The 19,974-nt window shown below is 69.1% G+C and carries 16 protein-coding genes; 13 read left to right on the plus strand and 3 right to left on the minus strand.

Features of this window, described 5'->3' with window-relative positions; all coding sequences use genetic code 11:
- Nucleotides 1-165: 165 nt before the first annotated feature.
- Both ACWD6P_RS34130 and ACWD6P_RS34135 read right to left on the minus strand, forming a co-directional pair.
- The gene (locus ACWD6P_RS34130) at nt 166-1,002 is read right to left on the minus strand and encodes an ABC transporter permease (protein ID WP_451448083.1); all 837 of its coding nucleotides are present in this window, start codon (nt 1,000-1,002) and stop codon (nt 166-168) included.
- Between the two features lie 14 nt (nt 1,003-1,016).
- On the minus strand, nt 1,017-1,685 hold the full coding sequence (locus ACWD6P_RS34135) for a DUF1707 SHOCT-like domain-containing protein (protein WP_451448084.1): 669 nt from the start codon (nt 1,683-1,685) through the stop codon (nt 1,017-1,019).
- 337 nt (nt 1,686-2,022) lie between these two features.
- Here ACWD6P_RS34135 and ACWD6P_RS34140 point away from each other — a divergent pair, with 337 nt between their 5' ends.
- Nucleotides 2,023-3,273 (plus strand): helix-turn-helix domain-containing protein, encoded by a 1,251-nt coding sequence (locus tag ACWD6P_RS34140; RefSeq protein ID WP_451448085.1) that lies wholly within the window; start codon nt 2,023-2,025, stop codon nt 3,271-3,273.
- A 59-nt stretch (nt 3,274-3,332) separates the two neighbouring features.
- On the opposite strand, the gene ACWD6P_RS34145 is transcribed toward ACWD6P_RS34140, so the two are convergent.
- Nucleotides 3,333-3,614 carry a DUF5708 family protein gene (locus ACWD6P_RS34145; protein ID WP_451448086.1) on the minus strand — a complete coding sequence of 94 codons (282 nt, stop codon included), beginning with the start codon at nt 3,612-3,614 and terminating at the stop codon, nt 3,333-3,335.
- A gap of 427 nt (nt 3,615-4,041) precedes the next feature.
- Between ACWD6P_RS34145 and ACWD6P_RS34150 the strand changes: the two genes are divergently transcribed.
- The 12 genes from ACWD6P_RS34150 (at nt 4,042) to ACWD6P_RS34205 (ending at nt 19,775) form a co-directional block, all read left to right on the plus strand.
- The gene (locus tag ACWD6P_RS34150; RefSeq protein ID WP_451448087.1) at nt 4,042-5,301 is read left to right on the plus strand and encodes a beta-ketoacyl-[acyl-carrier-protein] synthase family protein; all 1,260 of its coding nucleotides are present in this window, start codon (nt 4,042-4,044) and stop codon (nt 5,299-5,301) included.
- A gap of 190 nt (nt 5,302-5,491) precedes the next feature.
- Nucleotides 5,492-6,247, plus strand: coding sequence for a GNAT family N-acetyltransferase (locus ACWD6P_RS34155; protein WP_451448088.1), 756 nt, complete (start codon nt 5,492-5,494; stop codon nt 6,245-6,247).
- Nucleotides 6,244-8,949 carry a class III lanthionine synthetase LanKC gene (gene lanKC, locus ACWD6P_RS34160; RefSeq protein ID WP_451448089.1) on the plus strand — a complete coding sequence of 902 codons (2,706 nt, stop codon included), beginning with the start codon at nt 6,244-6,246 and terminating at the stop codon, nt 8,947-8,949. The genes ACWD6P_RS34155 and lanKC overlap by 4 nt, the downstream gene beginning before the upstream one ends.
- Nucleotides 8,933-8,989 (plus strand): hypothetical protein, encoded by a 57-nt coding sequence (locus ACWD6P_RS34165; RefSeq protein WP_451448096.1) that lies wholly within the window; start codon nt 8,933-8,935, stop codon nt 8,987-8,989. The genes lanKC and ACWD6P_RS34165 overlap by 17 nt, the downstream gene beginning before the upstream one ends.
- Nucleotides 8,990-9,107: 118 nt before the next feature.
- Nucleotides 9,108-9,203, plus strand: a complete 96-nt coding sequence (locus ACWD6P_RS34170) for a class III lanthipeptide (protein WP_393485503.1) — start codon at nt 9,108-9,110, stop codon at nt 9,201-9,203.
- Nucleotides 9,204-9,280: 77 nt separating this feature from the next.
- Nucleotides 9,281-9,358 carry a class III lanthipeptide gene (locus ACWD6P_RS34175; protein ID WP_355782455.1) on the plus strand — a complete coding sequence of 26 codons (78 nt, stop codon included), beginning with the start codon at nt 9,281-9,283 and terminating at the stop codon, nt 9,356-9,358.
- An 83-nt stretch (nt 9,359-9,441) separates the two neighbouring features.
- On the plus strand, nt 9,442-11,454 hold the full coding sequence (locus tag ACWD6P_RS34180; protein WP_451448090.1) for an FAD/NAD(P)-binding protein: 2,013 nt from the start codon (nt 9,442-9,444) through the stop codon (nt 11,452-11,454).
- A 277-nt stretch (nt 11,455-11,731) separates the two neighbouring features.
- Complete coding sequence (locus ACWD6P_RS34185; protein ID WP_451448091.1) at nt 11,732-12,121, plus strand: SseB family protein; 390 nt, start codon at nt 11,732-11,734, stop codon at nt 12,119-12,121.
- Between the two features lie 2 nt (nt 12,122-12,123).
- Nucleotides 12,124-12,747 (plus strand): hypothetical protein, encoded by a 624-nt coding sequence (locus tag ACWD6P_RS34190; protein WP_451448092.1) that lies wholly within the window; start codon nt 12,124-12,126, stop codon nt 12,745-12,747.
- A complete protein-coding gene (locus tag ACWD6P_RS34195; RefSeq protein ID WP_451448093.1) occupies nt 12,744-17,570 on the plus strand; it encodes a putative T7SS-secreted protein in 4,827 nt (1,608 codons plus the stop codon). Before ACWD6P_RS34190 ends, ACWD6P_RS34195 begins: the two co-directional genes overlap by 4 nt.
- 3 nt (nt 17,571-17,573) lie before the next feature.
- Complete coding sequence (locus ACWD6P_RS34200) at nt 17,574-17,939, plus strand: DUF6086 family protein (protein ID WP_451448094.1); 366 nt, start codon at nt 17,574-17,576, stop codon at nt 17,937-17,939.
- A gap of 630 nt (nt 17,940-18,569) precedes the next feature.
- A complete protein-coding gene (locus tag ACWD6P_RS34205) occupies nt 18,570-19,775 on the plus strand; it encodes a helix-turn-helix domain-containing protein (protein WP_451448095.1) in 1,206 nt (401 codons plus the stop codon).
- The last annotated feature ends 199 nt before the right edge of the window (nt 19,776-19,974 follow it).

Genomic DNA, 19,974 nt, shown 5'->3' on the forward strand with positions numbered 1-19,974 from the left:
TGTGTGGACGTAAAGCGAAGCAGTCCACACACCAGGCCCCGGAGGACCGTCACCGGCAGCCGAAAAGCCCCGCGCAGCGGCAACGCCCGCCGCAGGCGCAACGGCGAGAAACAACCACGGCGGGAAAGCCAAAAACGTGGGCAGCAGGCAAAGCGCAGCGGACCGTCACGTCCGGCCCCGAAACCTCCCCACAGCCACCGGCGCCGTGACCACCGTGAGGCCCAGCGACCACACCAGTGTCCAGGTCACCGGCCCGGCCACCGGGCCCTCGCCCAGGACGAGTCCGCGGGCCGCGTCGGCCATATGCGTCAGGGGATTGACGCGGGTGAAGGCCTGCAGCCAGTCCGGCATGGTGGCGGGCGCAACGAAGATCGAGGAGCCGAACTGCAGCGGCGTCAGCACCACGACCGACAGGCCCTGGATGGCCTGTGCGGTGCGCAGGGTCAGGCCCAGCAGCATGAAGGTCCAGATCAGCGAGGTGCCGAAGACGGCGGTCAGGCCGATCGCGGCCAGCACGCCGGGCCAGCGGCCGCTGAAGTCGAAGCCGAGCACGGCGGCGACGGCCAGCAGGACCGCGATGGCGACCAGCATCCGGCCGGTCTCCACCACCACCTTGGCCAGCAGCACCGAGGAGCGTGCGATGGGCATCGTGCGGAAGCGGTCCATCACCCCCGTACGGAAGTCGTCGTTGACGCCGAGGCCGACTGCCATCGCGATGGTCATCCCGAGGATCACCATCAGCCCCGGCGTCAGAAAGGCGGTGTACTGCGCGCGGGAGCCGCCTTCGCCGAGCACGCCGCCGAGGCCGAAGACGAACAGCAGCATCAGCACGATGGGCATCAGCAGCGCGTCGGTCATCGACGACGGGTTCTGCCGTATCTGCAGCAGATTGCGGCGGACCAGCGCGCCGGTGTGCCGGGCCGTGGCCCGCAGGCCGATCCGGCCCTCGTCGACGAGGGGCGCGGACGGCGCCGGGCGGGGCACGGCCTGATACGACGTCACGGCTTCTCCTCGGGTCAGGCGGCCCGGCCGCGGCGCTCGTCGAGCCACTTCTGCCAGTACGTACGCCGGTCCGAGCTCGGGTGGGCGACGATGATGTCGCCGAGGACGGCGGATCCGGTGATGCGGACGCGCGGGGTGACGGCCTCCGGGCCGGAGTGCGCCCGGGTCAGATCGCGCAGATCGCCGAGGACCTTGCTGCAGTTCATCTCGACCCGGACGCCTTCGGGGAGGAGCAGATGGACATCGCCGATCACCGCGCGGGCCGTGATGGTCAGTTCGCCGGTCGGCGGTGCGGGGGAGGCGCACAGGTCGAGGGTGAGGTCGCCGAAGACCGCGGTGGCCTCGATGCCGTGCGTCAGCGAGGGGCTGTGGTGGACGAGGTCGCCGAACAGGGCGCGGAAGGTGCGCTGTCCGGTCGCGGTGCCGGCCGACTCGGGGGGCGTCACATGCGGCAGGTCCTCGCCGACGGACAGCAACTCCTCGCGGGTACGCGCCAGATACGCCGCCTCAGACCGCTCGGCCAGCTCCTCAAGGGTTAACCGGCCCTCCGCGGTGGCTTCCCTGAGCCGTTCGACCATGTGCTCGCGCTCGGCGTCCGAGGCCAGCACCGAGCGCGAGGAAGTGCCGGGGGCGGGCGGGGGCGCCAGATCCTTGTGCAGATCGGGGCGTTGGGGCTGCGTCATGGAGGTGCCTCCGCGAGGTTCGGCGGTGGTGGGGGTGCTGAGAGGCTCATCCGACCACGTCACGAGGGGCGGGGACATCGCCGTGGGGTAGTACATCGAAAGGTTGACCTTCCGGATCCGGCGCACACAGTTCGGTGTACTCGTCGGCCGGTTTTTTCGGGTCCGGTGTACTCGGCGAAATGATCTCGGGTCGACTCGTGAAGACCGGTGAAAGAATCAAAAATTTGGTCGACTTCTTCTTGACTGGTTGGTAAAGTGCCCAGCACTCATTGTGACTCGCCGATTCGGTGCAGCCGGCAGGAGTCATCCACCGTTTGAAATCCGGAGGGCTTGTCGAATGCCTGAGCTGGCGGACACCGGGCGGCGAATCAAAGAGCTTCGGGTCAGCGCGGGAATGACACAGCACGACCTTGCCGGGTCCGAAATGTCGTCCAGCTACATCTCGCTCGTCGAACGCGGGAAGCGCATTCCCAGCGGCCGGGCACTCAGGATCCTGGCGGAACGCCTCGGGGTCGGCGTGGACGAAATATCCGCGGCCGGCGAGCCGGTCGAAAGCGCGGGACGGGTGCGCCGGCTCGACCTGGTCGGACGTTTGGTGGCGGCCCGCCGGCAATGGGAGGGCGGCGACGCCGAGGGCGCGCTGTCGGAATTCCGCGCACTGGCCGAGAGCGATCCGGCCGGCCGGCAGGACGACGTATATACCGAGGCGCAGCTCGCCATTGCCGAAATACTGGGCACGCTCGGCCGGGCCGACGAGGGCGTCGACGTCCTGCTGCGGATGCTGGACGCGCTGGCGCCCGCCCCGTACGCCGAGGCCCGGCTGCGGGCCCTGATCGCGCTCGCCGACCTGCTGGAGTCCGCCGGCCGGGTCCAGGACGGGCTGCGCTATGCGCTCACCGGCTCGCTCGAATGCGCCGCCGACCGGCGCGCCGGCAACGGATTCCACGCGCTGCTCGTCCTCGATGTGCTCACCCGCTGCGCCTACTGGAGCGGCTGCCCCGACTGGGCGCCCGGCACCGGCCACGGCCGCCCCCCGGCGGACGGCGTGTTCCCCGGGCCGCGGGCCGTCATCGATCTGCACCGCGCGCTCGACCTGCGGGACCGCGGTGAGCCGGCGCGCGCCGCCGAGCTGCTGGGCGAGTGCGCCCGCCGGGTGACCCCGGCCGCCGGCTTCCCGCTCTGGGAGAAGATCAACGGCCACTACGCCCTGCTGCTGGTGCACCGCGGCGAGCAGGCGGAAGCGCGCGGCATCGTCGAGCGCGGCCTGGTGGTCGCCTCGGTGGCGCAGCAGCCGGACTTTCCGCTGTGGCTGAGGACCGCGGAGGCGGTGTGCGCGGAGGCGGCCGGTGACCGCGACCGGCTGATCGCGCTGGGCGCCGAGGTGGCCGCGCGGCCCGACACCGGCCGCAGCCATGAGAAAGCCGCCGCGCTCCTGGAGATCGCGGCGGCGTGTGAGCGGGTGGGGGACCGGGAAAGGGCGGCCGGGTACTTCCGGTATTCCGCGGAGCTGTTCCGGCGGGCCCAGGCGTACCGGCACGCCGAGCGGGCCCGGGAACGGCTGACGGACCTCCTTGAAAAGCGAGGCTGACGACCGCCGGGCCAAAGCGCCGCGGCGGGGAAAATGCCGTTATTGCGCGGAATGCGTGCTTATTTATTGGCCTTCTTTCCGAGACCCAGTAGCGCGAACAACGCCTCCGCGCCGCCGACGATCGCCAGTACCAGCCCGACTTTGGAAAGCGAGACGTACGGGGTCTCCACTTCCTTTGTGGTCAGCCACATGATCAGGCCGACGATCGCCAGCACAATACCTACCGCAATACCCTTCATCAGTTCCCTCTTCCCTTGTGACGGCGTGATGGTGCCCCGCCCGGTGGGTGCGGGGCCGGTTGTACGAACCAGCGTCCCGGCGGACCGGGTCATTCGGATCATCCGCAGGTAGGCACTTTCCGCCCTGCCGTCTGTCACTTTCTATGTACGCGGGGCCCTACCAGGGGGTCGGCGGGGTCGGCGGGGCTCGGCGGGGGGCCTGCGCTTCCTCCGGACGCCGCGCGCCTCCGCCCGGGCGTATGCGGAGGCGCCCGGCGCCAAGCGCCAACCGGTGAGCACCCGGCGCCCCCTCCCGGAGCGCCGCCATCGGGCGATAAGCCGCCCCTGCAGTCAATTTTCATGACTCCGCAAGTCATGCTTCTGAGAGCGTTTCCGCTGGTGCGAGGCTTGCTCACGGCTTGCGTCCGGCAGGCTCGGCTGACTGTCATCTCGGCAGTCTGTTGACAGGTCGATGACTCAGCTGTCATGTTTCTGGTCATGAGGACGCCCCAGGCGTGACAACGGGGCTGAAAATCAGGAGGCGGGTTTCATGGAGTTACGCACGGATCGGCGGCGCGTTGTCGTCACCGGCTGCGGCGTGGTGTCCCCCGTGGGAAACACCACCGCGGACTTCTGGGCCGCCCTGCTCGCCGGCCGCAGCGGGATACGCGCCATTTCCCGCTTCGACGCCTCCGGTCTCCCGGTCCGTATCGGCGGTGACCTCACCGCTTTCGACCCGACCGGCTACCTCACCCCGCAGGAGGCGCGGCGCAGCGACAGCTTCACCCAGTACGCGGTGGCCGCCGCCGCCCAGGCACTGCGCGCCGCCGGCCTCGAACCGCCGACCGGCCTCGACCCGCACCGCTTCGCCGCGGTCATCGGCTCCGGCTACGGCGCCGCCCCGGCGATCCAGCAGCAGTACGACGTACTGAAGGAGCACGGCCCGCGCCGGGTCTCCCCGTACCACTCGGTCCTCACCGCCATCGACCACCCGACGAGCCTGCTGTCCATCAAGTACGGCATCGCCGGCCCCAGCCACGCGGTCTCCGCGGCCTGCGCCACCGGCGCGGTGGCCATCGGTGAGGCGGCCGACCTGATCCGCAACGGCCGCGCCGACATCGCGCTGGCCGGCGGCACGGACGACTCGCTCACCGCTGTCGACCTGGCCGGTACCGCCAACGCCCGGGCCCTCTCCCGCCGCAACGACGACCCCGAAGGCGCCAGCCGGCCCTTCGACCGGGACCGCGACGGCTTCGTGATGGCCGTCGGCGCCGCCGTCCTCACCCTGGAGGAGGCCGGTCACGCGGAGCGCCGCGGCGCCGAGGTCCTCGCCGAGGTGGCCGGGTACGCCGCCACCACCGACGCCCACCACGCCACCGCCCCCGACCCCACCGGTGCCGGCGCCGTCCGCGCGATGCGCGGCGCCCTCGCCGACGCCAGGTGCGCCCCCGAGGACGTGGGACAGATCAGCGCGCACGGCACCGGCACCGTCCTCAACGACCGCATCGAGGCCGCGGCCCTGCGCGAGGTGCTCGGCCCCGACCATCTGCGCCGTACGCCGGTCACCGCCGTCAAGTCCGTGACCGGGCACATGCTCGGCGCCTCCGGGGCCGCCGAGGCCGCCGCCGCGGTGCTCTCGCTGCGGGACCGCACCATCCCGCCGATCCGCAACTGCGATCACCCCGACGAAGCGGACCTCGACCTGGTCGTCAAGGGAGCCCGCGACTGGGACGGCGACGTGGTGCTGAGCAACTCGTTCGGATTCGGCGGCCACAACGCCGTACTCGTACTGAAGCGCTACCGCGGATGACGCCGCAGACGCGCCACCCCGGCGGTGCACCCACCTGACGCACCACCACCCCCACCTGAATCACCCCACCTGACACACCACCACCCCACCTGAAACACCCCACCCGACACACCCCACCCGACACACCCCACCTGAATCACCACACCCGAATCACCCCACCCGACACACCCGCCGAGGAGGTAAACGCACCGTGCAGGGACGACTGGTGACCTTGGAATGGCCCGGCGACGACGACTGGGCCGCGATCGCCTCCTGGCTGCGGCCCGGCTCGCCGGCGGCCGTGCTCAGCGGTGACTGGGAGCTGCTGGGAGCCGCCGAGGTCGAGCAGGCCAACCGCTCGGGGCGGGTCCACCATCTGGTGATCCGCACGAAGGACGGCGACCGCATCGGCACCGTCAGCTACCAGCGCTCCGGCCGGATCGGCGGTTTCACCGTCGGCGGCGCGATCGGCTCGCCCGAGCTGTGGCGCCGCGGCTACGGCGCGGAGGCCGTGGTGCTGCTCGTCGACTACCTCTTCCACCAACTCGACGCCCACCGCGTGCAGGTCACCACCGCCGGCTACAACAAGGGCATCATCCGCCTGATGACCAAGACCCCGTTCACGGTCGAGGGCATCCTGCGCGACCACTGTTACCTCGACGGCCGGTACCACGACGCGATCGTGTGGGGGCTGCTCCGCGACGAGCACTATGCCTCGCTCAAGCCCAGCGACGACAACCGCGTACTGAACGTCGGACTCGACGACTTCGTCTCCGGGGACGACAAGACCCAGGCCCGCGCCATCCTGGCCGAGCACCTGGCGACGGCCGGCCGCCGCACCGCGCTGACCGCCTACCTGGACGCCACCGCCAGCCCCGAGGCGCCCGCCGAGGCACCCGCCAAGGCACCCGCCGAGGCACCCGACGCCGTGGCCGAAGGCCCCGTAGCCGCGCGGGGTGCCGCATGAGAGACGGCGCCGAGAGCTTCGCCCTGGCCGACCGCACCTTCTTCGACTGGCCCGGCAACTGGGACCTGGAAGCCACCCGCTTCCCCGTCCCGCCCCTCCCCGACGGCTGGACGCACGACGAGAACGAGGCCTGGGCCTTCTGCCGCCCGCCCGAGGACCGGCTGCCCGACCAGGGCTGGAAGATCCACGTCAGCGCGGCCCCCGACGACGCCCGCCGCACCATCGCCGACGTCGCCGCCTACTGCACCCGGCACGGCCTGACGTTCAAGTACCTCAAGAGCGCCAACGTCCTGCGCGCCCTGAGCCGCAAGTACGCCCAGCGCTCCTCCGCCGGCAAGCTGCTGACCGTCTACCCCGCGGACGAGGCCGAGCTGGCCCGCACCCTCGAAGGACTGGACGCGATCGTCGGCGGCCGCCCCGGCCCGTACGTCCTGACCGACCTGCGCTTTCGCCGAGGTCCGCTCTACGTACGCTACGGAGGCTTCCGCACCCGCTACATGGAGGACGCCGACGGTGACCTCGTCACCGCCCTGCGGCGCCCGGACGGCTCGCTGGAGCCCGACCGCCGCACCCCCGTCTTCCACACCCCCGACTGGGTCGGGACCCCCGACGTCCTCAAGGACTCCCTCGCCGCCCGCCAGGCCCTGGACGACTTCCCGTACCGGATCACCGGGGCGCTGCACTTCTCGCACGGCGGCGGCGTCTACCGCGCCGAGCCGACCGGCACCGACGCCCTCGGCGCCGGGCAGCGCAGCGTCGTCCTCAAGGAGGGCCGCCCCTACTCGGGTACGGACGGTGTCGGCCGGGACGCGGTCAGCCGGCTCGCCCACGAGCACCGGATCCTGACGCGGCTGGCCGGACTGCCGGGCATCCCCCGCACCTTCGGCACCTTCCAGGTCCGCGACCACCTGTTCCTGGTCCTGGAGGACATCGAGGGGCAGGACTTCCAGTCCTGGCTCGCCGGCCACTACCCGCTGAGCGTGCCCGATCCCGACGAGGCCGCCGTGGCTGCCCACCGGGACCGCGCCCTGGCCCTGTTCGGCCGGATCGAGGCGCTGGTCGCCTCGGTGCACGGACGCGGGATCCGCATCGGCGACCTGCACCCGGGCAACTTCATCATCCAGCCCGGCGACATCCCCGTCCTCCTGGACTTCGAGGTGGCCGACGCGATCGACCAGGCCACCCCCAGCAGCCTCGGCGCCCCGGGCTTCCACCGGGCCGACGCCACCGGCGCGGACGGCGACCACTACGCGCTGGCCGCCATCGCCCTGTGGCTGTTCCTGCCGCTCGCCGCGCTCGGCGGCCTGGCCCCCGACAAGGCGCCGGCGCTGCTCGACACCGCGGCACGGCGGTTCGGCCTGCCCGGCGCGCTGGTGTCCCGGCTGGCCCCGCAGCTCGCCCCCAACGACAACACCACCTCCAAGATCCGCAGCGTCCAGGGCCCGTTCCCGCCGTCCGACGCACTGGCGTCGATCGGCCGCGGGCTGCGCGACAGCGCCACCCCGCACCGCACCGACCGGCTCTACCCCGGCGACTTCGCCCAGTTCGCCGAGGGCGGCGCGGGCTTCGCGCACGGCGCGGCCGGCGTCCTGTGGGCCCGGCACACCGTCCTGGGGGAGCGCGACGAGCAGGGCGCGGCCTGGCTGCGCGCCGCCGTCGACCGGGTCCCCGCCGAGCGCACCGGCTTCTACGACGGACTGCACGGAATCGCCTTCGTCCTACGGGAGTTGGGCGACCACGAGGCGGCCCTGCGCGCCCTCGACCGGGCCGCGGACCGGCTCGCCGTACGCCACTGCCCCAGCCTCTACCGCGGGCTCTCCGGCGTCGGCCTGAACCTCCTCCACTTCGCCGACGCCCTGGACAGCGACGCCCTGCGCCAACAGGCCCTCGGCCTCGCCGACCGCGTCACCGGGCGGCTCACCGCCGCCCGCCGCGAACCCGTCGAGCGCACGCGCCGACGCGGTTCCACCCACGCCGCCGGGCTGATGTACGGCTGGTCGGGACCGGCGCTGTTCCTGCTCCGCGCCCACCAGGCCACCGGCGATCCGGCCCTCCTGGACGAGGCGGTCCGCGCCGTCCACCGCGACCTCGACCGCTGCGCGCCGGGCCCGCAGGACACCCTCCACGTCGATGAGGGATTCCGCCTGCTGCCCTACCTCGACAACGGCAGCGCGGGCATCGCCCTGGTGGCGGCGGAACTCCTGCGCCACCGCGACGACGCACGGATCCGCGAGGCGCTGCCGGGCCTGCTGCGGGCCTGCTCCTCCGACTTCACCATCGAATCGGGCCTGTGGGGCGGCCGCGCCGGACTGATCGGCGCCCTTTCCACCCTGCGCGCGCACGTACCGCTGCCCCCGGCGACCGCCGAACGGCACCTGCAGCGCCACCTGACCAATCTCCACCAGCACGCCATGACGCTGAACGGCGCGACGGTCTTCCCCTGTGACGGCCGGGCCCGGATCTCCATGGACGTGGCCACCGGCGGGGCCGGCGTACTCCTGGCCCTCGCCGCCGCCGAACGGGGCACCGAACTGCTCCCGTTCCTCACTGACCCGCGCCCCGCCGCGGCCGTTCACCCGGCCGTCCCGGAGCGCGCCTCCGCCGCCCCGCCCGGGGCGACGGCCACCACGGACGACGGAAGGGAGGTGTCTTCAAATGACCATCATGGACCTTCAGGGCCTGGAGGTGCCGGGCGAGCGTGAGGCCCAGGCGCTCGGCTCCACCGTCAGCACCGGCTGCTGACGCGGCGCCCGGCGGCCCGTGCACCGCAGTGCACGGGACCGGGGCTCCAGGTGTCCCGCAACGGCACCTGGGACGTCAGTACCGCTGTCCACTGCCACTGCCACACCCCCGGAGGGAGGTGTCGTCGATGACCATCATGGATCTTCAGGGTCTGGAGGTGCCGGGCGAGCGTGACGCTCAGGCGCTCGGCTCCACCGTCAGCGGCGGCTGCTGACACCGAGTTCGGTGTCCAGTACGCACGGTACACATCAGGACCGGACAACGGAAGGGAGGTGTCTTCAAATGACCATCATGGACCTTCAGGGCCTGGAGGTGCCGGGCGAGCGTGAGGCCCAGGCGCTCGGCTCCACCGTCAGCACCGGCTGCTGACCCGGCGCCCGGTGGTCCCGTGCCTAGGCGCGGGCCACCGGGCCCTGTGTTTCCGGAAGGAAGTCGCCAGGGGAGGAGGGGTGTTGAGCAGCAGCCAGGTGAACGACCACGCGGGCCACGTCCGCTCCCTCTGCGTCATCGGCTGCGGCCCCCGCGGCGCCTCCATCGTCGAGCGCATACTCGCCAACGTCCCCGCCCTGTACGGCGACCGCCCCCTGGACCTGCACATCGTCGACCCGTACCCGCCGGGCGCCGGCCGCACCTGGCGCACCGACCAGCCCGGCCTGCTGTGGATGAACTCCGCCGCCGAGCACGTCACGATGTACCCCGACGAGAGCGTCGCCTGCGCCGGCCCACCGCGCCCCGGCCCCACCACCGCCGACTGGCTCGACGCCCCCCTGCACGACGGCGCCTACGCCGCCCGCCGCGACCAGGGCCGCTATCTGCGCCACTTCTTCGAGACGGTGACCCGCGAGCGGCCTGCGTCGGTGCGGCTGTACGTCCATCGGGGGCGGGTGGTGGATCTGCGGAGGACCGATGCGGGTGGGGGGCTGACTGTCGGGCGCCAACGGGTGATTCTCGACTCGGATTACGAGTCTGGCTCGGATGCTGAGTCTGGCTCGGATTCCGGCTCCGGCTCGGGATCCGGCTCGGCTTCCGGATCCGGCTCCGACTTCGGCTCCGACTTCGGCTCCGGCTCCGGCTCCGGCTCCGGCTTCGTCTCCGGGGGAACCTCCTTCCTCGCCGACCGGGTGGTGTTCGCCCAGGGGCATACGGATTCCCTCCCCGGTCCCCTGCCGTCCGGCCTGATCCGGATCGGCCCCGGCCCCGCCGACCCCGACGCGCTCGACCGGATACCGCCCGGCGCACGGGTCCTCGTCCGCGGCCTGGGCCTGGTCTTCATCGACTGCCTGGCCCTGCTGACCGAGGGCCGCGGTGGGCGCTACCACCGCACCTCCGAAGGCCGCCTGCGCTATCTGCCGTCCGGCCGCGAGCCCCGCCTCTACGCGGGCTCCCGCCGCGGCGTCCCGCTGCCGCCGAAACCGGGTCCGGCCACATCAGGCGCGCCGACCCCGCCCGCGGCCCTGCGCTTCGCCACCGTCGACACCTGCCGCGCCCTGCTCTCCCGCCCCGGCGCCTCGTTCACCCGCGACGTCTGGCCCCTGGTACTGGCCGAACTGGCCTGGTGTCACTACCGCGCACTCTTCTCTGAACAGCCCGACCGCACCCGTATGACCTGGGACGACTTCGACGCCCAGTACGCACTACTCCTCCCCGACGCCGACCGACTCGCCAAACTCGCCCGCGAGGCGGTCCCCGCCCCGTCCGACCGCCTCGACCTGGACCGCCTGACCGCCCCCCTGGACGGACTGCGCTGCACCGACGCCGACGACCTCCAGCGCCACCTGCACGCCCACCTCGCCTCGGTCCTCCGCAGCCGTACGGGGGCCGCGCGCGGCGTCGCCACCGCCCTGGTCGACGGGCTCCAGCGCCTGGGCACGGTCATCGAGGAACTGTGGCGCTCAGGGGACCTCCCGCCCGACCAAGTAGGCGAAGCATTCGGCAAGTTCACCATCGGCACCTACCTCAGCTCGGGCCCGCCGCCCCTGCGCGCCGAACAGCTGCTGGCCCTGGCCGAGGCGGGCGTGGTGACGTTCGTGGGGCCGCAGATGCGGGTGGAGGTCGCGGAGGCGGGCCCGGGTGGCGCGAAGGTGGGCCTGGGTGGCGCGAAGGCGGGCCCGACGGGCGAGCCCGCGCTCTTCCGGGCAACCAGCCCCGCCCTCCCCGACACCGTCCACGAGGCGGCAATCCTCCTCGACGCGCGCCTGACCGCCCCCGACCCCGCCCAGGCCGCCGACCCACTGCTCCGCGCCCTGACCTCCCGCGGCGAACTCGTCCCGGAACGCGACGCGGACGGCCGCGCAACCGGCCTGCTCCAGCTGTCCGGCGCGGACCTGCACCCGGTCGACGCACACGGAACCGAGCACCGGGACCGCATCATCGCCGGTCCGGCCCAGTTCCCCCGCCCGGGAACCAACGCCGTCTACTTCCGCCAGAACGACGCGATTGCACGGAGCTTGCTCGGGGACGCCTGAGGGCGATCGAGGACGAGGCCGCGGCGGCCCGCACCCATCCGCCGTAGCCGCCTCCATTCCCGCCTGAAATCACCTCCCCCTCCCAACTCGCCCTATTTGCCACCCGCTTCCACTCCTCTATTTGAAAACGAAAAGAACCGGCGGCCGGTTTTCCCGCCTCGTGTCCCCGGCGGCGTTGTCAGTGCCGTATGCCAAAGTGGGTGGGAACAGTTGAGCGGAGAATCGGGGGAGGGGCCGGTCCGTCATGCCATTGGCCGACGAGGTAGCGGCAGTTCACGTGGGACAGCCGGATCCAGCCGCGCTGATAGGTGAATTCCGCCGCACGCATGTCTTGATTCCGACGGTCAACGACACACTGCTCTCCACGGAGTCGGACGGCATCCGCTGGCTGTACGCCTTCACCGACGAGGACGCCCTCTCGCGCTTCGCCGTATCCCGTGGCAGCGAGCCCGGCATGGAGTGGCAGTACGTGACGGCCTCCGGCGCCCGCGTCCTTGACGTGCTGATTCCCGCCATCGAGGGCCCCACAGGGGTGGCCCTGGACGCGGGCAGCGAGCAGGGCGCGCTCTTCCCGCCGATGTCCGGAATCGTCCCCGACAGTGCAGCCATCGACATATCACCGAGTAACGGGCCGGGCGACACCATGCCGCACAGGGGGGAAGCGTAGGAATGGGCCTGATAGGCGGAGACGGATACCAGCTTGAGCCTGAGGCTTTCGAGCAGCTCACCAAAGGACTCAAGGCCGCAACGGCCGAACTGAAAGAGCTGGGCTTTGACGTCGAAGCCCAACTTGGCCGCGGTTTCGACAAATTGTCCCTGGACAACATGGAATGCGGCGACGACGGCCTGGCCACCGCCCTGGAGTCCTTCTGCGACCGCTGGGGCTGGGGCGTGCGCACCTTGATGCAGGACGCCAACGAATTCTCCAAGAAGCTGGGCCTCACCGCCGGCATTTACTACGAGCAGGAGCAGTACGTCTCGGACGCCCTGAAGCAGACCGTGAACGCCGCCATGGGCGACCCGTCCAAGTCGGCCGAGCAGCTGCACAAGACGTCCTGGGGAGACATCGCCGCGGACAACCCCTTCACGCAGATCAAGAACGCCGACTTCGACCCGACATCCCAGGAGTCGACGAAGTCTCGCCAGCAGGTGGCGGACACGGCCGACAAGCTGGCCCAGGACGTCGAGTCCATCCCCGACCGGATGAAGCACCCCTTCGACGACCGCGAGAAGGTCACCACGGAGATCCACGAGCCAAAGGGTTCGCAGGCCCAGGGCGGTGAGGGCAAGTGAACTGGCTCGGTGATGCTGCGAACGCCGTAAGTGACACCGCGGGCAAGTTCACCGACGCCGTCGAGCGCGGCGCGGGCGAGCTGGTCGAGCACGGCTCCGACCTGGCCGGCGATGCCCTGGAGACCGTCGGCCTCGACGACGCCGGTCACGCCGTCCGCTCCGCCGGCGCCAAGATGGCCGGCGCCCTGGGCGCCCATGTCGACGAACGCCAACTGGGCGAAACCGAGGACCCCAAGGAACTGATCCACGGCGACGCCTCGAAGATCAACGAATCGGCCTCCCACCTGAAGGACTTCTCCGCCGCCTTCGACCGGGTCGCCGAGGGCATGCGCAAGATCGGCTCGCACCAGCACTGGAGCGGCAAGGCCGCCGACGCCTTCCGCGAGAAGTTCGACATGCACCCCAAGCAGTGGATGCACGCGGCAGACGCCTGCGACGACGTTGGCAAAGCCCTGAAGTCGTACGCGGAAACGGTGACCTGGGCGCAGGGCAAGGCCGCCGACGCCATCGACAAGTACCGCAGCGCGACGGAGGCCACCCGGCGCTCCCTCGACGCCTACAAGGCCAAGCTCGACACGTACAACGCGCAGGTCGACTCCTACAACACGGCTGTCGAAGCGGGCCAGAACCCCGGCGCCCAGCCGCAGCAGCCCGGTGAATACGCAGACCCGGGTGCCGAGGGCCGCGAGGCCGCCCAGGACATGCTCAAGACCGCCCGCAGCCAGCGCAACGAAGCGGCCGAGCGGGCCCGTAACGCCATCAAGGGCGCGCTGGCCCATGCGCCCGAAAAGCCCGGTTTCACCGAGCTGGCGGGTGCGGCTCTCATGGACGGCGGCAAGGCGTTCGTCCTCGAGCATGCGCACATCGCCGGCGGCGCCCTCAAGGCCGGCGCGGAGACCCTCAAATTGGCCCGGATGGTCAATCCACTCGACCCCTACAACATCACCCACCCCTGGAAGTACCTGGGCAACACCTCCACCATGCTCATGGGTCTGGCCCAGGCCCCTCTCCACCCCATCGACACCGCCAAGGGCATGCTCGGCTCCGGCTGGGGCAAGGACCCGGGCGACGCGTACGGGGCCATGCTCGTCAACCTCATCGGAGGCAAGGGAGCGGGGGGACTGGCCAAGGGGGCGGCGAAGTCGACCGCGAAGAACGTCGCCGAAGGCTGGGCGCGGCACGCCGCCCAGAACGGCGGCAAGATCACCGTCCGGGACCGCGCCCGCATCGCCGCCTGCAAGATCTTCGGCAGCGACCCCATCGACATGGCCACCGGCCGTATGCACCTGCCGCAGACCGACATCACCCTCCCCGGCAGCCTCCCCCTCACCTTCACCCGCACCTTCGAGTCGTCCTACCGCCAGGGCCGCTGGTTCGGCCCGACCTGGATGTCCACGCTCGACCAGCGCCTGGAGATCGACTCCGAAGGCGTCATCCTCATCGGCGAAGAGGGCAACTTCCTCCTCTACCCCCACCCGGCTGTCGGCGTCCCCACACACCCCATCGAGGGCGACGGCGCCCCCCTCGAACTCACCCCGGACGGCGACTACCTCCTCACCGACCCGGTCACCGGCATCCGCCGCTACTTCACCACGTACACCGAAAACCTCGCCGTCCTCGACGAGATATCCGATCGCCGCGGCAACCACATCACCTTCGACTACACCGAAGACGGCACCCCCACCGCCCTCACCCACAGCGCCGGCTACCGCCTCCTCCTCACCACGGAAGAGGGCCGCATCACCGCCCTCCACCTCGCCGGCGCCGCCCCCGACGGCACCGACCAACTCCTGAAGACGTACGGCTACGACGACTCGGGCAACCTCGTCACCGTCACCAACTCCTCCGGCCTTCCCCTCCGCTTCACCTACGACGAAGCCGGCCGCATCACGTCCTGGACCGACACCAACAACAGCAGCTACCACTACGTCTACGACGATCAGGACCGCTGCATCTCCCAGGGCGGCATCGAAGGCCACCTCCGCGGCAACTTCACCTGGGGCGACCCGGATCCGGAAACCGGCCTACGCACCAACCTCCACTACAACTCCCTCGGCCAGCTCACCACTTACCAGGTCAACGACCACCACCACATCGTCGCGACCACCGACCCCACGGGCGCCACCACCCGCACAGTGCGTGACGCCAAGCACCGCGTCCTGTCCACGACTGACCCCTTGGGCCGCACCACCCACATCACGTACGACGACGAAGGCCGCCCGACCACGGTCACCCTCCCCGACGGCTCGACCTCCACCACTACGTACAACCCCGACGGCTACCCCCTCAGCGCCACCGGTCCGGACGGCAACACCTGGACGCACGCCTACGACGCCACTGGCAACCGCACATCCTCTACCGACCCCACAGGCGCCACCACCACCTACACCCACGATCACCGCGGCCACATATCGAGCATTACGGACGCCCTCGGCAACACCACCCGCCTGTATTGCAACGAGGCCGGCCTACCGCTCTCGGTCACCGACCCCTTGGGCGCCACCACCCACTACCGCCGCGACGCCTTCGGCCGCACCACCTCCGTCACCGACCCACTGGGCGAAACCACCCACATGCTGTGGACAGTGGAAGGCAATCTCGCCGCCCGAATAGACCCCACCGGCGCCACCGAGGAATGGACCTACGACGGCGAAGGCAACCGCCTCACCCACACCGACGCCATCGGCCAGACCACTCGCTACGAGTACGGCCACTTCGACCTGCTCACGGCCCGCACCGATCCCGACGGCGTCCGCCACGAGTTCCTTCACGACACGGAACTACGCCTCACCCAGGTCACCAACCCCCAAGGCCTGACCTGGAACTACGCCTACAACCCCGCAGGGCGCCTAGCCGCCGAGTCCGACTTCGACGACCGCACCCTCACCTACACCCACGACCCCGCCGGTCAACTCACCACCCGCACCAACACCCTCGGCGAAGTCACCACCTACACCCGCGACACCCTCGGCCGCATCACAACCAAGGACGCCGCAGGCCTCATCACCACCTACGCACACGACGCCAGCGGCAACCTGAAGCAGGCAGCCAACCCGGACGCGACGGTCACCTACACCCGCGACGTCCTGGGCCGAGTCACGGCCGAGACGGTCAACGGCCGCACCATGGCATTCACCTACGACGCCCTGGGCCGCCGCACCTCCCGCACCACCCCCACTGGCCACACCACCACCTACACCTACGACGCGGCCGGCAACCGCACGGCCATGGACATCGCCGGCCACGTCCTCACCTTCGACCACGACGCCGCAGGCCAGGAACTCACCCGCACCATCGGCGACACTCTCCAGCTGGCCCACGCCTGGGACCCCACCGGCCGGCTCAGTACTCAGGTTCTGACGGTCGTTCCCACCGCGCAGTCCCTTACCCAAGCCAGCGCTGGAATCGCTCATTCGCCTACGACAGGGACATCCTCCAATCACCTATACCACCGGGCATACACCTACCGCCCCGACGGCAATCTCACCGGGATCGATGATTCCGACACGGGCCGCCGGAACTTCGACTTGGACCGAGCTGGCCGGGTCACTGCTGTCCATGCCGCTGACTGGACGGAGAGCTATGCCTACGACGACGCCGGTAACCAAATCCATGCCGCCTGGCCTGACCGCCATGCCAGCCCCTCATCGAGAGGCGAACGCACCTACACCGGCACTCGCATCACCCGCGCCGGTGCCATTCGCTACGAACACGATGCCGTCGGTCGCGTAACCCTCCGCCAAAAGACCCGCCTCTCCCGCAAACCCGATACCTGGCACTACACCTGGAACACCGAAGACCGCCTCACCATCGTCATCACCCCCGACGGCACCACGTGGCGCTACCTCTATGATCCGTTCGCCCGCCGAATAGCCAAACAACGCCTAGCCGGGAATGGCGAATCTGTCGCCGAGCAAACGGACTTCATTTGGGACAACGCCAACCTCGTTGAACAGATCGCGCGGACCGTAGATAATGAGGAGTCCATAACTCTTACGTGGGACCATAGCGGTCTGGTTCCTCTCGCACAGACAGAACGCAAGCTTCGCGAAACAGATGTGTACGCGGTATCTGACTCGCTTTCGCACTCGGCCTTGCCCACCCAAACTGAGGTCGACAAACGCTTCTTTGCGTTGATCACTGATCTCATGGGTACCCCCACTCAACTCGTCTCAGAGTCTGGTGCCATCTCCTGGCGCGCCCGAAGCACTCTCTGGGGCACCACCACCTGGAACCGCGAAGCCACCGCCTACACGCCCCTCCGCTTTCCTGGTCAATACTTTGACCCTGAAACCCAACTCCATTACAACTTTCATCGTCAATACGACCCGAGTACTGGTCGGTATCTCAGCTCAGATCCCTTGGGGCTTACGCCTGCGCCAAACCCTGCATCATACGTGCGTAATCCCCACAAATGGGTAGACCCGCAGGGGTTGAAATGCACTCCAGGAGACAGGATTACGAACCGAGATCGCCCACCAGTCGAAGGTGACACTAACTATATTGTCGACAACCCTCACGACTGGTCGGATACCATCACAGACATCGATAGAGTTAAAGATGGGGTCTTCTGGGAAGAGAAGACAGCGACTGGGCAAAATCCGAATATGGACGCCGAGAGGTGGGCCGATAAGCATATACTCAAGAAGCTAGACTCCTACCTTCGGGCTAGATCGTATCTTCCTGGATGGGAGGAAGCCCCTCTGGGTCTTCATTTCACCGAAGCCGGTGCCACGGAAAACTTTAAACAGGTAGTTGCGCAGGCGGTGCGGACTTGGCAAGGGAAAAACCCTGGCGTTGACGTAAGGGTCGAATGGGAGTAACTGATGAGCTGTTTTTTTCGAATCGGCGATCGGGACGTATGGAACCCGTCCAATAGCGTGGCAAGGGTATTTATTGGGCAGGCCAATGTCCTTTCTGATGTGCTGGGCGAAGAGTCGGGTATCGGTCCGATCATTGATGACGAATGCGAAATCAATGGTGGTAATCTCCGCGAGTTTGCGATCGCCTTGATTCGCCGCTATGAAGAATCGAACAATCCTGCCTTGAGGGTCCTAATGGAGGGCGTTGCGGGGATCTGCATCCTCCTTCTGCGGCGCGCGAGAGTTCCAATGGATGGAGATATTACTGAGCTTGTCGCCGCGTGGGAGGAAAAGTTTTCAGAAGTCTCTCGGGGTATGCCAGAAGGCTGAGCTCGGGGATTGGGGATCGCATGCCGCACGGTGCTGCCACTGGTGCCAGTGGGGCATGTTGGGGTGAGGAACTGACGTATCCGCCGTGTGGCTCACGGGACAGTTTCCGTACGGTACTCGGCTTACAGTGAAGTCGGCCGCATTGCGTCGTGGACCGACATCAATAGGAGTAGTTATTACTGCATATATGCGCATGTGGTCGTCGCGGCGAAGACGAAAGGCGTCGGAATTCAGTCATTTAATTCCATCCCCGAGTGAAGTCGTCGGGCGCTGTCCAAGGGGCGGGAAGCGCGCCGGGGTAGAAAATCACCCTTCCGTACTGTGCCTGGGCGAATTCCACTACGTCCGCCAGTGTGGCTGAGACTGATTCCGCAGGTTTGGCGAAGGACCCAAAGTCCGTCGATCTGCAGGCGTTTGCGGACAAGGTGAGCAAGATTCGGTCCGAGGCGCAGGTGCCGATGGGCTGAGGCAAGGCGGTCGGTCCGCGAGTGATACGGGACCTTGTCAGGCGCCGTGGCCCAGGGCTGAGCGCGTCGAACACCGGCAGCAGTGCAGCGCGTTGACAAGGCCTCGGCCCACTTGCCCGCCTCGCGGTACCTTCGGATTGTCGAGATCCGAAGGGGTTCCAGGATGCCCTACGCCAGTGACAGTGCCGGCGAACGTATCGGGCGGCGCATTGCGGAAGCGCGTAAGGCGCGCGGCTTGACTCAGTTGCAGCTGGCCCAGCGCATTCCGTGCTCAAAGTCGCTCATTGCTCAGGTGGAGCGCGGTCACAAGCCCGCCACACCGTCGCTCACCGCCGGTGCTGCTCGGGCGCTCGGTGTCCGGTTGGAGCAACTCACCGGGCAGCCGTACGAGGATCCGCAGCGAGGGCGGGTGCACGCGACGATCCCGGACATCCAGACGTCCATGCTGTCGTGGGATCTGCCCGACGAGGATCTCCCGGTCCGTCCTTTCGACGAGCTGGCCGCCGACGTGGCGCACGCCTCCGCATTGGGCCGCAAGGCCCGGTACGCGAACCTCGGGCGGCTGTTGCCTCCGCTCCTCGATGAGCTATCGACAGCCTGTCATTCCGCAGAAGGGACAGAGCGGGAGAGGTTATTCGGTCTGCTCGCGGAGACGTACAGCGGCGTGACCGCCATCGCGTATGCCGTTGGACTGTTTGACCTGCGCTCTCAGACGATGGACCGGGTGCAGTGGGCGGCGCGGGAATCGGATGACCCGTTGCGCATCGGCCGTACGCAGTGGCAGCGGGCGACCCTGTTCCTCCAAGCCGCTGCTTACGACCGCGGTATGCGGCTTCTCGACCGGGTGCGGCACGACCTGGGCGAGGACATCGGCTGCATGGACGGACCGACGCTCAGCGTGCATGGCTCCGTACACCTGCGCTCCGCCATGTTCGCCGCGCGGGCCGGGAACGCGCCCACTGCACGTGCCCACCTCGACGCCGCTGCGGACGCCGCGCGGCGCCTCGGACGGGACGCCAACCACTACGGCCTGGAGTTCGGGCCGACCAATGTCGCGATGCACCGGCTCGGGGTGGCCGTGGAGATGTATGACGGGCCCGAAGTCGTCCGGCGGACCCAGCGGACCCGCCTACCGGGAAACGTGGCTCCCGTACGGGCGGGCCGGTGGTACATGGACGCTGCGAAGGGCTGGCTCGACTACGGGAATCGTGAGAAGGCGTTTGCCGCGCTCCAGGCTGCGCGCAGTGTGGCGCCCGAGCAGACTCGGAATCATCCCCAGGTGCGCGAGACCGTGAAGACGTTGATCCACCTGGAGCGATACAGCAAGCAATCCCTCTCAGGTTTTGCCTCGTGGCTCGGTATCACGTGATGTTTCACAGGGCGTGAAACTCGCTCTGTAGACGCGGCAGCAGCATGAAGCGATCAGACCCCGGCGAGGTGGTGAGACCTCCCGGGGCGTGGCCAATGCTGCTAAGACGTCATCTCATTTGGATGGTTGGGTAGGCTGTCGTGCGTAGAGCGCAGTTCTGGCGGCATCCGGGGCAGGTCCCCCGTAAGCGCACGATGCG

This window comes from Streptomyces sp. NPDC002446 (assembly GCF_053595675.1).